General features: G+C 38.3%; 15 protein-coding genes. 11 read left to right on the top strand and 4 right to left on the bottom strand.

The window, feature by feature from the left end:
* Positions 1–285: 285 nt before the first annotated feature.
* Entirely contained in the window at positions 286–591 is a 306-nt protein-coding gene (locus tag ISU02_RS07130) for a hypothetical protein (protein WP_194701130.1), read from the bottom strand.
* A gap of 86 nt (positions 592–677) precedes the next feature.
* Between ISU02_RS07130 and ISU02_RS07135 the strand changes: the two genes are divergently transcribed.
* The 10 genes from ISU02_RS07135 (at position 678) to ISU02_RS07180 (ending at position 10,927) form a co-directional block, all read left to right on the top strand.
* Positions 678–2,438, top strand: coding sequence for a DUF4153 domain-containing protein (locus ISU02_RS07135; protein ID WP_194701131.1), 1,761 nt, complete (start codon positions 678–680; stop codon positions 2,436–2,438).
* A 163-nt stretch (positions 2,439–2,601) separates the two neighbouring features.
* Positions 2,602–3,252: an HAD family hydrolase gene (locus ISU02_RS07140; protein WP_194701132.1), complete on the top strand. Its 651-nt coding sequence runs from the start codon at positions 2,602–2,604 to the stop codon at positions 3,250–3,252.
* Between the two features lie 289 nt (positions 3,253–3,541).
* Positions 3,542–4,282 (top strand): Fe-S cluster assembly ATPase SufC, encoded by a 741-nt coding sequence (gene sufC, locus ISU02_RS07145; RefSeq protein WP_194701133.1) that lies wholly within the window; start codon positions 3,542–3,544, stop codon positions 4,280–4,282.
* Positions 4,263–5,690, top strand: a complete 1,428-nt coding sequence (gene sufB, locus ISU02_RS07150; RefSeq protein ID WP_323985025.1) for a Fe-S cluster assembly protein SufB — start codon at positions 4,263–4,265, stop codon at positions 5,688–5,690. Before sufC ends, sufB begins: the two co-directional genes overlap by 20 nt.
* Positions 5,691–5,699: 9 nt before the next feature.
* Positions 5,700–6,827, top strand: a complete 1,128-nt coding sequence (gene sufD, locus ISU02_RS07155) for a Fe-S cluster assembly protein SufD (RefSeq protein ID WP_194701134.1) — start codon at positions 5,700–5,702, stop codon at positions 6,825–6,827.
* 30 nt (positions 6,828–6,857) lie between these two features.
* Positions 6,858–8,087 (top strand): SufS family cysteine desulfurase, encoded by a 1,230-nt coding sequence (locus ISU02_RS07160; RefSeq protein WP_194701135.1) that lies wholly within the window; start codon positions 6,858–6,860, stop codon positions 8,085–8,087.
* Complete coding sequence (gene sufU / locus ISU02_RS07165; RefSeq protein WP_194701136.1) at positions 8,077–8,529, top strand: Fe-S cluster assembly sulfur transfer protein SufU; 453 nt, start codon at positions 8,077–8,079, stop codon at positions 8,527–8,529. Before ISU02_RS07160 ends, sufU begins: the two co-directional genes overlap by 11 nt.
* A gap of 247 nt (positions 8,530–8,776) precedes the next feature.
* Positions 8,777–9,658 (top strand): VIT1/CCC1 transporter family protein, encoded by an 882-nt coding sequence (locus tag ISU02_RS07170; protein WP_194701137.1) that lies wholly within the window; start codon positions 8,777–8,779, stop codon positions 9,656–9,658.
* Between the two features lie 16 nt (positions 9,659–9,674).
* Positions 9,675–10,142, top strand: coding sequence for a hypothetical protein (locus ISU02_RS07175; RefSeq protein WP_194701138.1), 468 nt, complete (start codon positions 9,675–9,677; stop codon positions 10,140–10,142).
* A 140-nt stretch (positions 10,143–10,282) separates the two neighbouring features.
* Positions 10,283–10,927, top strand: coding sequence for a hypothetical protein (locus tag ISU02_RS07180; protein WP_194701139.1), 645 nt, complete (start codon positions 10,283–10,285; stop codon positions 10,925–10,927).
* 113 nt (positions 10,928–11,040) lie between these two features.
* On the opposite strand, the gene ISU02_RS07185 is transcribed toward ISU02_RS07180, so the two are convergent.
* Both ISU02_RS07185 and ISU02_RS07190 read right to left on the bottom strand, forming a co-directional pair.
* The gene (locus tag ISU02_RS07185; protein ID WP_194701140.1) at positions 11,041–11,493 is read right to left on the bottom strand and encodes a hypothetical protein; all 453 of its coding nucleotides are present in this window, start codon (positions 11,491–11,493) and stop codon (positions 11,041–11,043) included.
* A 166-nt stretch (positions 11,494–11,659) separates the two neighbouring features.
* Positions 11,660–12,208, bottom strand: a complete 549-nt coding sequence (locus ISU02_RS07190) for a gamma carbonic anhydrase family protein (protein ID WP_194701141.1) — start codon at positions 12,206–12,208, stop codon at positions 11,660–11,662.
* Positions 12,209–12,304: 96 nt separating this feature from the next.
* On the opposite strand from ISU02_RS07190, the gene ISU02_RS07195 reads away from it, so the two are divergent.
* Entirely contained in the window at positions 12,305–13,849 is a 1,545-nt protein-coding gene (locus tag ISU02_RS07195; RefSeq protein WP_194701142.1) for a GAF domain-containing protein, read from the top strand.
* A 23-nt stretch (positions 13,850–13,872) separates the two neighbouring features.
* Here ISU02_RS07195 and hydE read toward each other — a convergent pair whose 3' ends face one another.
* Positions 13,873–14,955: a [FeFe] hydrogenase H-cluster radical SAM maturase HydE gene (hydE, locus tag ISU02_RS07200; protein ID WP_194701446.1), complete on the bottom strand. Its 1,083-nt coding sequence runs from the start codon at positions 14,953–14,955 to the stop codon at positions 13,873–13,875.
* Positions 14,956–15,233 lie beyond the last annotated feature (278 nt).

A 15,233-nucleotide genomic window follows, 5' to 3' on the forward strand; every position in this document is an offset into this window, starting at 1 on the left:
ATGACGCAAATGTTGTTAAAACAACAAGATTTGAGCCGAAAGCTGTGATGAGGAATGTTCAACCTCAAACAGCGTCAGCGAAAATCGGTTTGAGGCATCAAGAGATGACGCAAATGTTGTTAAAACAACAAGATTTGAGCCGAAAGCTGTGATGAGGAATGTTCAACCTCAAACAGCGTCAGCGAAAATCGGTTTGAGGCAGCGAAAGATGACGCAAATGTTGTTAAATGGTGTTCTAATCGTATTTTAATTATATTTGATTATAATCTTATACAAGAGAATAGATTATTCAGCTGCTTCATTTTGATTCATTTGAGACATAAATGCAGCTGCCATCTCTGCCGCTTTTTTCATTTCTGTCTCAATCATCTGCTTACACTTTTCTGACTGCCCCTCTGCAACGGTTATGCGTGCACTGGTTTTGGCAACTTCCAGCTTAATGAAATCTGTGGCTAATATTTTTTCAAGTGTCTCTTTAATCATTTTTTTAGAGTCGTCTTTGATCAAGTACTCAGAAAATTGATCGTGAATTGAAATGACAATACGACCCTCAGTATCAATTTTTATGTTTTTAATAAAGAGTTCGAGCATTTTAGTACCTCCGTTTTTACTATAATCCTATTTTATTTTAGCACTTTTTAGGATTTATACAACTGTTATGAAAAAGGAGCTTTGTTATGATGCATTTGATTCGAAAATTAGGAAAGTGGTTGGGCTATTCAGGGCGTACCATTAAACAGTCTTTTGAAAGATTTCCAATTACATTAATGGCAACCTTTGCAGTGGTGGTGATATTTGTGATGATAATTCATGCAATGCACCCAGATGACTATCAGAATGTGCTTATGGTGTTTGCGCTTGCAATGCCTTTTTCGGCGATTTTAAAATTATGGCATGAGCGGACGGGCAAGCTCAAGCTAGGCATGCAAGCCATTTTGACAGTTCTCTTGATGATCAGCTATTACTTTGTGATTCCAGAGCCAAAATCAGATGTGTTTTGGGGTCAATATTTTGTATTGCTTATTCTATTTTATGCGGTGTTTTTTCTGGTGCCTTATTTTCCAAGAAGAGAGGGTTTCGCGCTTGCGCTTGTTGAGCGTGCGGGTAAGTTTTTTTTAACGACCTTGTATTCAATCGTGCTTTACTTGGGTTTGAATGCCGTGCTTTTTTCTGTGGAGAAATTATTTGAACTCAATTTGCCATCTGAACTGCCAGCAGATTTATTCTTTTGTGTTTTAGGCTTCTTTGCGGTACCATATTTTTTAGGCAGTTTACCCGAGATTCAACACCAAGAAAAGCCTGAAGGCTTTTCAAAGATTTTTAAAACCTTGTTCTTATATATACTCATACCAGTTCAATCAATTTACACTTTGATTTTATATGCATATTTTATTAGACTGCTGGTAATTCAAACTTTCCCTGAAGGCATTATTGGGGACTTGGTGATTTGGTATGCATTGGTGAGTTTTTTGACTTTATTCAGTGTCAAGGATTTACGTGAAGACGTCCCGTGGCTTGACAACTATACGAAAATTTTCTCAGTGACAATGGTAGTTCCATTGGGCATGTTCGCAATTGCAATGGGTATCAGAATCCAGCATTATGGACTCACCATGGCGAGGTACCTTTCAATTGTGGCAATGATTTATCTTGTGATTGCTTATGTCACTTTGCCCGTGAGAAAAAGAGATGTATCTGTACCACTCTATATTATGGCCATATGCATGATTACCGTGAGTTTTTTTGGTGTGTTGTCTTGGGATCGCGTTGTTCTTAAAGAACAGACGAACAGACTTGAAAGATACTTGATTGAAGCTGGGTATACTTTAAATGAAACGAATTGGATTGCACCAACAACTGTCTCTGAGGAACAACAAGAATTGATTTCAGATCGTCTGATTTATTTGACAGATCATTATGAGATCGGTGAAATCACGTTATTGCCAGAGGGATTTGAAATTCATCAAGCAGAGCAATACTTAGGGTTTGAGATTAAACGCAGCTATCCACGCTATAATACTGTAAATTACTTCAATCAAGCTTTTGTGAATCAGAACGCGCCAGTGGATGTCAAAGGTCAGGATTATGTGATGTTACTCAATCGATATGAGGATAGATCCTATAGCTTGTATGATGCACATATCCTACTTGAAAAAGCAGGTCCATCTGGAAAGACAGCGTCATTTGAAGACGATGAGTATTCAAGTATGAAAGTGACAATAGAGGGGTTATTTGTGGGTGAAATCAATGTAGATGACCTTGCTGAAAAGGCATCTGTATCCAATGAAAACACCCAAATAATTGAGTTTAAAGCATCGGATGGCGAAGTGCTTTTACTGGAATTTAGCTTTATCGAAATCAGCGGGAACAAAAAGACTACAGGGGAGTTGGCTGGCATTGACTATTATCAATGTTGGCTAAAAGTTAGCAAGAAATAAACAGAAACTTAAAGTGTCCTTAATATGCTCTTGATGTTGCTGAGTTATCCTGTAATTGTTCCAATAGACAATTACAGGATATTGAGTGGATGAGAATATACTTGTCCCAGAATCTCAATTGCGATAGATGTACACGAAAAGCATATGTTAGGAGGCAAAAAAGGTGAATGCAGTTATATTCGATTTTGATGGTACGATTATCAACACAAATGAACTCATTAAAGAGGGGCTAAACAGTTTTGCAGAAAAATATAGAGGCTATAAACTGGTTACAGAAGAACATAGAATGCTTGTTGGCAGAACTTTGGAAGATCAGATGGCCTATATCAATCCACATAAATGGCAATTGATGAGTAATCATTTTAAAATATGGTATGCACATAACCACAATGCAAAAACATGTGCGTTTCCAGGAATGATTAGATTAATCAAAGAACTTTATGAGCAAGGGGTAAGATTGGCAATCGTGTCCAATAACAGTACGGCGTCTCTAGATATGGGGCTCAAACACTTGGGAATTGAAACTTACTTTGAATATGTGATTACAAGAGATGATGTGGACGAGACGAAACCATCCCCAGAAGGCATTAAAAAAGTTATGGAACTCATGAATCTTCAGAATCATGAATTGATTTATATAGGTGATACGGCAGGTGACATATATGCTGCAAAAAATGCTGAGATTGCAAATGCAATCGTTGGTTGGAGCAGTATAGGCGCTGACGCCATCATGAGATTGCAACCTGACTACGTCTTAAGATCCGCATCACACCTTCACGATATTATTAGAGAAAAGAAATGTGAAGTTGCGTGATTAAAATGACCACATGACTAAATTTAGAGAAGCAGATGTTGATGACTTGAAAATTGGATCATTTACAAGTTTGGAAACTCGAAGCTGGATCAGTACTTTTGACCAGCATTCGAGTTTTTTTATGTTTTAAACACACGATAGGAGCAAAAATGCTCTATTGTGGCGGGCATTTTAAAAGTAAAACTTTTGTGAATGATAATAAATATCATTGACGCCTTTTTTAAAAAGGAGTACGATGTAGATAATAATAAATCCGATTAAAATACTAGGATATAAACGGAGGTCAAATATGACATCAGAAATTATAAAAATATGCAATTTAAAGTCGAGTGTTGAAGGCCAGCAAATTCTTAAAGGCATTGATCTGGATATTAAGGCAGGTGAGATTCATGTGATCATGGGTCCGAATGGTGCGGGAAAGTCCACACTTGCCAATGTTTTGATGGGGCATCCTGCCCATAAGGTAGATACAGGCGAAGTGACTTTTATGGGCAAGGACTTGTTGACTATGAAAGTGGATGAACGCGCAAAAGCAGGCCTCTTTCTATCCTTTCAATACCCCGAAGAAGTCCCTGGCGTAACCGTGGAAAACTTTCTCAGAACCGCTAAGAAAGAAGTCGCAGGCATTATGCCCATGGCCTTATCTTTTAAAAAAGAACTTCATAGCAAGATGGAAATGCTCAATATGGATTCCAAGTATTTAGAGCGCTATCTCAACCAAGGTTTTTCTGGTGGTGAAAAGAAAAAAAATGAAATTTTACAGATGGCTGTCTTGAATCCTAAACTCGCCATATTAGATGAGACGGACTCAGGACTGGACATCGATGCCATCAGGGTGGTTTATGAAAGTGTTCAAAAGCTATCTAAGGCGGATAACGCCATTTTGGTAATTACCCATTATAATAAAATTCTCAATTACATCACACCAGATTACGTGCATGTGCTCGTGGACGGCAAGATCGTTAGAAGTGGTGATGTGACTTTAGCTGAGGAGATAGAGTCTAAAGGTTATGAGAAAAGAGAGTGGTGAACACATGGCAAAGAAAACCTATATTGAAGAAGTGAATCGCGGCGTCTATGACATCATTAATAAGGAAGACCATAGATACAAAGCAGATAGAGGTCTTACAGAGGATATTATTAGAGAAATTTCTAGGGAGAAAGACGAACCACAGTGGATGCTGGACTACCGTTTAAAATCTCTTGAAATTTTTAATGCCAAGCCAATGCCCACTTGGGGCGCTGACTTAAGTGAATTGGACATGGATAACATCGTACATTATGTGAGACCTAACACGGATATGAGTACTTCTTGGGACGATGTACCAGAGGACATCAAGCAAACGTTTGATCGTTTGGGGATTCCAGAAGCAGAAAAAAAATCACTTGCTGGCGTGGGTGCACAATATGACTCGGAAGTGGTCTATCATTCCATGAGAGAGGATTTAAAAGCAAAAGGTGTCGTCTACACGGATATGGATTCAGCTGTTAAGGCGTACGAGAGCATTGTCAGAAAATATTTTATGACGATGATTACCAACAGAGATCATAAGTTTTCAGCACTACATGGTGCGGTATGGTCAGGGGGATCGTTTGTCTATGTGCCGGAAGGTGTTGAAGTGGACTTTCCTCTACAGTCATATTTTAGACTCAATGCCAAGGGAGCGGGCCAGTTTGAGCACACTTTGATCGTTGTGGAGAAAAATGCAAGTCTTCACTTTATTGAAGGATGTTCTGCACCAAAGTATTCTGTTCAAAATTTACATGCTGGTGCTGTGGAGCTCTTTGTGAAAGAAGGTGCCAAGCTCAGATATAGTACGATAGAAAATTGGTCTAGAAATATGTATAATCTCAACACAAAACGTTGCATGGTGGAGAAAAACGGCAAAATCGAATGGGTATCCGGCTCTTTTGGATCAAAAGTTTCCATGCTCTATCCCATGAGCATACTAAAAGGTGAAGGGGCTTCCTCTGAATTCACAGGGATTACCTTCGCAGCTAAAGGACAGTATCTGGACACAGGCACAAAAGTTGTTCATGCGGCACCCAATACGACTTCTATTGTCAATTCCAAATCAATTTCTAAAGACGGTGGTCATGCCTTCTATAGAGGGTTACTCAGAGTGACGCCAAATGCTGTAAATGTAAAGTCCACAGTGAACTGTGAATCACTCATGCTAGATAATCGCTCAAAGTCAGATACACTGCCCATCATAGAAATCGGCAACGAGCAAGTGGACATTGGTCATGAAGCCAAAATTGGCCGTATTAGCGATGACACAATTTTTTACCTTATGAGCAGAGGCATCAGTGAAGCAGAAGCCAAGGCAATGATTGTCAGGGGTTTTGTAGAACCGATCACAAAGGAGCTGCCTCTTGAGTATGCTGTAGAACTCAACAATTTGATCAATTTAGAACTAGAAGGAACCATAGGGTAGGAGGCGCACATGAATTTTAGACAATATCATCAAGAGGCATTTAATAAAATGGAGACGCCTGTTTGGAATCGCGTCAGTTTGCCAAAGGGCATGTTTCCAATCCCGAGTTACAAGATGGATGCCTCCATTACAAGTGATTCCGAACATATTCATATTATGACATTTCAAGAAGCCTTAGATACAGAGCATGCCATAAGCCCATTGGAAAAAGAGGCTAAGAAGCACTTGGGAGACCATTTTTCTCACTTTATCAATGGTTATTTTAATTCGGGATATGTGATTCGGTCCACTTCAAAAGCCTTAGAGGTGCCAGTGGTGGATATACACTATATTTTAAGTGGCGAAACGCGAACGCTTATTGACAATCATTTGATTGTTGCAGAACCGGGCGCAAAACTTGATGTGATAATAGATTACCATGCAGAACCTGCAAATGAGAACACACCCCAAAAAGCGTTTGAACCGATGAACCATTATGGGTTAACGCGTGTTATTGCAAAGCATGGCAGTCATGTAAGAATTTTTAAATTACAGCGTTTGAATCAAACGGCACACCATTTTGATCAGGTGCTTGCAAGTGTAGAAGAATCTGCGGTGGTCGATGTTTTTGATATTCAAGTGGGCAGTCAGTTTAAAGCCATCAGCTATGAAACAGACTTAAAAGGCAGACGCAGTGAAGCACATATAAACAGCATCTATTTTGGCGACAAGGATTCTAAATCGGATCTTTCATTCACGATGAATCATCAAGGACAAAAGTCAAATTCAAGTATTTTGTCAAAAGGTGCTTTGGATTCAAATGCGCTCAAAGTCTTTAGAGGTAATTTATTCTTTGAAACTGGAGCAAGTCAATCCGTGGGCAAGGAAGAGGAGTTCGTGATGCTTCTTGGTGAATCCATTAAATCGGATTCTATTCCTGCTCTAATGTGTTCTGAGGATGATGTTATAGGGGAGCATGCTGCAAGTGTTGGACAAGTTGACCTTAACAAACTTTTTTATTTGATGAGCCGAGGATTTTCAGAAACGGAAGCCAAAAAACTGATCATTAAAGCTTCTTTTGAAGAAATTTTAAGTGCTGTACCTTACGAAGCATTCAAGGTTACAGTTTCTGAAGAAGTGGATAAAAGGGTTTATTAAGAAGGTCAGATTGCGGATTGGAGGTAAATTATGAATGAAGATGTTTTAGAAGGTACTTATAAATCGTATTTTCCAGTTTTTGAGGCGCATCCTGATTTGATCTATTTAGACCATGCAGCAACAAGTCAAAAACCGTTAAGCGTCATTGAAGCCATAAAGGACCAAATGACTTTTGAGAATGGGAGTCCCAATAGAGGCGCGCATAAACTCAGTGTAAAAGCCACTGAAATTTACGATAATGGACGGCGAAAAGTGATTGATTTTATAGGTGGGATGGACCCTAGAGAAATTGTATTCACAAAGAATGCCACTGAAAGTTTGAATTTGATTGCCTATAGTTATGGGATGAATTTTTTAAAGCATGAAGACGAAATTGCAATTTTGATATCTTCTCATCACAGCAATATTGTACCATGGCAAATGGTGGCTCAAAAGACAGGTGCAAAGCTCGTTTACTTAATGGTGGATAGTGAAGGCAAAATGCCAGCATCTGAACTCGATAAAATAAATGAGCGCACAAAAATAGTTACTTTTCCTTGGATCAGCAATGGTATTGGCACAAGGATAGAGCCTAAAAGACTGATTGAAAAAGCACATGAGATGGGGGCAGTTGCAATTATTGATGCAGCACAAGTTGCAGGACATGAGCGGATCGACATCGCTGAATTAGATGCTGATTTTCTCGTCTTTTCGGGACATAAGATGTTTGGGCCTCAAGGCATAGGTGTTTTATATGGCAAATATGAATTGCTTGAAAAGATGCCGCCTTTTTTGACAGGAGGTGACATGATTGAGTATGTCACTTGCTTTGAAACAACTTATGAAGAGGTGCCCAAGCGATTTGAGGCAGGGACGCAAAATGTCAGTGGTGTGAAGGGTTTGGTAGCAGCGATTGATTTTATAGAAGCGATTGGCATGCATTCTATACAGAATCATGAGCGTAAATTGACGCAATATATCGTTGAGCAATTAAAAAAGTTGCCTTTTATTACGATTTATGGCGCTGAAACGCTTGCAGATCGAGGTGGGCTTGTGGTTTTTAATGTGACAGGTGTTCATCCTCACGATGTGGCTTCCATCTTGGATGATTACGGCATTGCCATCAGAGCTGGTCATCATTGTACACAACCTTTGATGCAACACTTAGAATTAACAGCAACTTGTAGAGCCAGCTATAGTCTTTATAATTCGGAGCAAGATGTAGATCGATTGATAAAAGCGCTCTTTAAAGTAAGGAAGGTGTTTGGATATGACGACTGATTCGATTTATACAGAAATCATCATGTATCACAACAAGGAAGGCCATAACAAGCATAGATTAGAGGCGCCTTCACACGTGGAACGTGGGCATAATCCCAATTGTGGGGACGATTTGACGTTACAAGTTAATGTTGAAAAAGGTATCATAAAAGAGGCGGCCTTTGTGGGAACTGGTTGTGCCATCAGTACTGCCGCCATGTCGATTATGATCGATCTGGTTAAAGGCAAGTCCGTTCAGGAAGCGCAAGAGCTGGTGTCTATTTATCTGGAGATGATCAGAGGTCACAAGATAGCACATGAAGACTTAGAGAGACTAGAAGATGCTCAGATTTTTGAGTCCCTTCAAAACATGCCTGCCCGTGTAAAGTGTGGCACTTTGGGTTGGCATTGTATGCGCGTTATTTTGGAGTCTTTAGAACCGCAGACGTCAGAGGCGGAATGAGATTATGATGATTGAAGAGAAATCTTTTAGAAGCTGTTTTAAAATCCAACCTTGCGGCAACTTTCAATAGTGCCCCCAAAAAGGTTGGATTTTTATTTAAACAGCGAAAATCATTTCGAGTTGCCTCAAATGTTGCTCGAATAAATTCGTTGGGATATGTGGCTGTTTTAGGGTATTTATATCCATATCAAATTGTTCATGATATAATTTGAATATATAGAAAGTTCTATAAAGGAGTAAATGGGATATGATTGATGAAAAACAGGTTAAGAAGGCGCTTCTAGAGGAGCAAAAAAATGAAATCACAGGTCATTTGATCTATAAAAAGCTTTCAGTTAAAATTAAAGACAAAAGCAACGCAAAGATTTTAAAGCGCATTAGTGATGACGAACTCAAGCATTATGAACAGCTTAAGTCTTTGACTCAAACAGATGTTTCTCCAAAATTCTTTAAAGTGCATCTTTATACTTTTATCAGTCTTGTGTTCGGGTTGACATTTGGTATTAAACTGCTTGAAAAGGGCGAGGATCAAGCTCAATATCAGTATGCGCAGATGCTTGATAATGGAGATGTTATTCAGGGGATACTATCGGATGAAGAAGTGCATGAACAAGAGCTTATAGCGATGATTGATGAAGAACGTCTCAATTACATTGGATCGGTAGTCTTAGGCTTGAACGATGCTTTAGTAGAACTCACAGGTGCACTTGCAGGCTATACGTTTGCCTTTCAAAACACTAAAATTATAGCGCTTACAGGTTTGATTACAGGTATTTCGGCTTCTTTTTCGATGGCTGCATCTGAGTATTTATCGTCGAGACAAGAGGAAGATGAGCTGGCTCAGAAAACGGCTGCGAAATCTGCGCTCTATACAGGCATCGCCTATGTGATCACAGTGGCGCTTCTGATCATGCCTTTTTTATTGATTCAAAATCCGTTTGTGAGTCTCATATTGACGTTATTCACAGCAGTTGTTATCATATTTGGATTCAATTACTATATTTCGGTGGCAAAGGATGTGCCTTTTAAGAAACGGTTTATTGAAATGGCACTCATCAGTTTAGGCGTATCCGGTATTTCTTTCTTAGTTGGCGTTGCGGTTAAAGTGATATTTGGAATAGAAATTTAAAAGGTCGGTACTTATTATGTATGACATTAGAGATATATTGAATAAAGGCATCGAAGTGGCTAGAAAGAAAAGATCTATTTATGAGAAGATCAGAGAAGATAATGGCGATATTAGGGTGCGAATGATGGTGCAAGTGATGCTCAATGCTGTGGACACAGATATCAAACATTATCAGAATATGATTTCAAATATTACAGATGAAATGGCGGAGGCCATCGATTTTGGAACCTATGATAAAATAGCTTCGCTTGTGAATCAATTTTCGAGACTTTTTCTTGCACCAGAGATTAGAGAACGTGGGCTTTTGTTAGATTATGCCATAGAAATTGAAAAGTCTATTTATGCACTCTTAGTAGATATCAAAGGCCGATTGGTAACCAGTGAAGTTATCACAAATTCGATTTCATACTACGTGCTGATCGAAATGATTGAAACAAAACAAGAATTTATTTTGGAACTCGAATCTTTCAAAAAGACTTCTTAAGCATCCATAACGTTGCAAAGCCCTTGTTTCACGGTTTAATTAAATAGGAATATCAAGTATATTATGTTATAATATCTTCAATGTTTATGAGTTTGCAGATTGGCTATAAATGACATGTAATAACAACAATGGAGGTCGATATGAGTGTAAAAAAACAAGAGCATAAGCTTCATGCCTTAAGCATACATATGAAGTATGGTGAAGTTTTGCATATTGATGACATCAGTAAGGAGAGAAAAGATAATTACCTGAAACTCTGTACAGAGTTTGGTACTTCAATTATTGTAGAGGATGAGGACAGTGTTCGTAATCTATTAAGTCAGGATGTAGCTAAGATATCCGTGAAAGAATACTCTCATGAGTATAGAGGGTATTTTTTCCCTATTAAAAAGGGGCTATTGTCAGAAAGCACATTTGGCAGACGATTATATACAATTGCCATTAAACTTTTTGTGTTATTTTCCGTATTTATTGTTCTTGGATTCATTGGACTTAAGGTGGTCGAAGGCACTATTGTAGATGTGATGTTTGATCCGGATTTACTGAGAGCACTTTTAAATGAAATGCTCAGTATGATTGGCAAGCTCTTTAAATATACGTTTATTTTGATGTTGCTGGCTAATTTAGTGGATTATGCGTTAAGCTATAAAGCGTATTACCCGGTAAACCAAGATGGTACAGAACCAGTGGAAATCACAAGAGTAGGTAACACTGCGGTTGTTTTAGTTTTTGCACTTTGTTATACAATTGCAGTAAGGATTGTAAGTGCAGTGTTTTTACTTTAAGTATTGATGGAGTAGATATGAATTAGAAAATATAGATACGATGTCTATCTTTTTTACAAAAGAGCGCATAAAAAATCGGGTCACGATAATGTAACCCGATTTTTTTGCGCCATTTATTTTTGGACAGATGATTTTTGATTGCCTTTTGTAGGCTTTGGTGCCGCTTTACTTTGAGAAGCTTGTTTGTTCTTAGCATTTTTTGAGGCTTCCCATGTTTGATAGTCCTTAAGCATACGAAGTGCTCTTTTAATTTTTTTATCCTTAACACTTGAAGTGTCTTTGAGAATTCTTGACATGTGCATCATCTGAATTTCAATGTATTTAGGATTATTGAGCTGATTAGCACTAGGAGCTTTTTTTGACTTCTTAAGTGATGCCGACATGGCTTCTTTAAACATCAATAGTTGAAAACTGGTTTTCTTTTGTTTTGGGACTTGCTTTGATGTTTCATAAACTTGGGTGAATAATTTTTCAAGATTCTTCTTTTGATATTGATATAACGCAATAGCGCCGCCAATGGCTAAGACTAAGACGATACCAATAATGATCATACTAGTTGTACTCATTCTGCACACTCCTTTTAGCTAATACATCTACTATTTTAACATGTATTTAGTCAGAAGAGAACTAAATTTTCATGATGATATGGATGTGAAAGATTCAGTTGAATCATACAATCACGGACAATTCTGTGGTGATAGATTTTAAAGGCAACATCGCTTGAAAATCATTTTAAATGATCTTTTCACCATTGTAAACTTCTCCGCCAGCATCTTTAAGGAAAGCATAGTGTTCTGTCCAAAGCGTTTTATATTTGACTGCTTGCGCGTGGATGGAACGCGTATCTTTCGGAAGACTTTTGACTATTTTTCCTGGGACGCCTACGACAAGTGAAAAGGGTGGAATGATCGTATTTTCTTTGACGAGGGCACCGGCTGCGATGATGCTGCCTTCGCCTATAACGGCTCCGTTTAAGATCGTGGCACTCATGCCAACGAGACAATGATCTTCTATAGTGCAGCCATGAATAACCGCATTGTGCCCCACTGTAACATAATCTCCAATGAGCGTTGGATTATGATCGCCAACATGCACGACACTATTATCTTGAATATTGGAGTACTTGCCTATTTTTACAGTATTGATATCTCCTCTGACCACTGTGTTGAACCAAATACTGCTGAAGAGGCCGAGGTTGACTTGACCGATAACTTTTGCACCCTCTGCCACATAGCTCTTCTCGTGACACTCTGGAAATTGATTTTTAAAAGGGATTTTCATAGAATAGCTCTCTTTCTTTAATTTTATTAATTATTATATCAAATTTGGGTATAAATAAGCCATAGAACTTGAAGCGATAGGAAGGGATGTGGCTTTATGATAAATAGGTTACGGTCAATTCTTGGGATAGAAATCTTTGAAACTACTGACAAAGAAATGATGATTCATGATCGAAAAGCGATCTTTAATTTCGGCGTGTTTTATTGGATTGTTCGGTTGTTTTTTTATTTATTTTCAAGTGGGCTTCACCTAGATGTGAAAAATATGCCCTACAATAGTGTCGTCTTTGGCGGTATCTTTCTATTTTTGATCGCTTTAAAGATCTTTAAAAAGGCATTTTGGATGGATGCATTTCTTGTATTTCTAATGCTTACCAAGGCACTTGATTTTGTGTTGTCCCCTAATTCGATACAATCGATGCTGGTTATTGTGTTGACGTTATTTATGCTTTTCTATTTTGTACGTGACTTTGTGAGGCTAATTCTACCTGTGGGCATTTTTTGCAGTGTGCTTTTAGTGGGCATTCTCTACAACAGTGCCAACGCACACGATGTTCTATTCAGTACAGCTTTAGTGTTGATTCTTTCAGTTCTGGCGGTTTTTTTTGGAAGAGATCGATATTTGAATCAGCATATGAATATCAAACTTACCCAAAAACAGGAAACACTTATGGAAGAGCTCAAATCAGTAAATTGTAATCTAAACGGAGAATTGTTGAAACAATCCGTTCATCTCATGAATATAGAAGAGGCTGAAGCAAAGTTCAGAGCCTTGACCAGTGCCATTAATGCAGCTATTTTCCTCATAGATGATGAAGACAATGTGACTTATTCCAATCATTGGCTTTTTAATAATCATGGTGTCAATTATGAACATGTTCAGACGATAAATGATTTTAAAAAAATGTTTTCAGAAGAGACTTATGGGCGTTTAAAAGCTTCCTATAGGGCAACACAAAAGACATCAGAAAGTACGATTTTAAGAGAAATTCCATTTGTACTCCCAAACGGTGCACAACTTTGGATGAATGTAAAGTTCACCACAGTGGATACCAGTGGTGTATTGGTTACAGGTTTTGATGTGACAGAACGCAAAAAAAATGAAGAACGGATTGAGAAATTATCAGCTGTTAAAGATATCCTTATCAAACTCAACCCGTTGATGATTCAAAATATGAAAATGATTGATCTATTTGAATATGTGCTCACCCATATGATGGGGCATATTACACATGCGGATCTCGCCTGTATATTAAAATTAGAAGGTTCTAAAATGAAAGTACTCGCTTGCAAGGGTTATAATCAAGATAAATCAGAAACATACCAAATTGAGTTGGAGCAATCGTTTATTTACAGTGTGGCAAAAGGGGACTTGACGAAGCCCATTATCGTGAATGATATTCAAGAACAATTTGCAGGAGGATTCACCAATATTTTGGAAAATGATATGGCTTTACCAATACAATCTTCTCTGTGTACACCAATTTTAGTAGATGGTGTTTTGTATGGCATGATCAATATGGATGCCTTTCAAAATCATGTTTTTTCAAGCGAAGACATGTCAATCATGGGCTTCTTAGCAGAACAATTGGGCTATGCGATAAAAACTCAACGCATGCTTGAAACACGTCCGCAAACTTAGTGCCTGTCTATAGCCTATAGACGTTATGCTATGACGTTGAACAGTGCATTTGAAGTACAGTCCATTTTAAATTTTGTATGGTCACCTCTGCCCATATCTACGGAAAAGCCGGCCTTTTTGATGCGACCTTCAATGCATTGACGACAGTGAGCGGCTTCATCACCTGTACAAATTTTATCTTTATAGAGTTCATATTTTTCTCTGACATCTGTAGGGGACAAATTGGGCATTACCACATTTGCACCAGCTTTAAGCGCCTTTTCACGGCCATTTGGATCAAGTGTCCCCATTGCAGTGGTAGAAGGTAAAAGGGCCTCTGGAACAAGCAGACGCGTCAGAGCAAGCAAGATCAATGTCTTTTCCACTGTGCCACCCTGAGCACCTTTAAGGGGGGTCTCGTCGTGAGGAATATATGGTCCAATACCAATCATTTCTGGTGACAATGATTTTAGAAATCTCAAATCCTCAACGAGATCTTCATTTGTTTGATTGGGTAATCCGACCATGAAGCCTGCGCCAATTTGATAGTTTAGCTCTCTTAATGTGTAAAGACACGCTCGCCTGTTTTCAAAACTCATATTGGGATGCAAAGACTCATATAAAGCCTTAGAAGCTGTTTCGTGCCTTAGAAGATATCGATCAGTACCAGCTTCTTTGAGTGCAACATAGCTCTCTTTGGAGCGCTCACCTATAGAAAGGGTGATGGCGCAATCTGGATGTTGAGATTTGATTGCGCGTATGATGTCCACTAGACGTGCATCAGTATAATAAGGATCTTCTCCACCTTGTAGCACGAAGGTTCTATAGCCTAATTGATAGCCTTCTTTACAGCAACTCAAAATCGCGTTTTTATCTAGGCGATACCGATCGACAGTGGTATTTGAGTTTCTTATGCCACAATAATTGCAGTTTTGCTTGCAATAATTTGTAAATTCAATGAGACCTCTCATATAGACAGCATCTTTGTAATGCGTTTTTTTTTTGGCTACGGCTCTGTCAAAAAGATATTGGAGATCTTCAGAGGATTTTATTTCATCTAACAACATTAAGAGTTGATCATCTCTCAAATTTGACGTATCGTATAAAGTATCAATTAAATTTCGAATATTGCTCATAGGACCTCCCAAAAAAATAAAAAAAATGCTTCTAAGAGCACGCGAAAGTAATGGTAATCCACAATCTATAGGTCACTACTTCCTTTGAGTTCAGAACGTTCTTAGCTCTTAGGTTGAATGTTGTATGAATCTCGTCTAATAAAAGTTGGCACCAATCAAAAGACAAGAAATACTACTTGTTAATAATTTATCAAATAAATGGTGTTTTGTCAACTGTTAGCATTAAGTTAGCATCCTGCGAACTTTGACAATTTTGTAAAGACATGAAA

The sequence above is a fragment of the Fusibacter ferrireducens genome (genome assembly GCF_015352425.1).
GTDB lineage: Bacteria > Bacillota > Clostridia > Peptostreptococcales > Acidaminobacteraceae > Fusibacter_A > Fusibacter_A ferrireducens.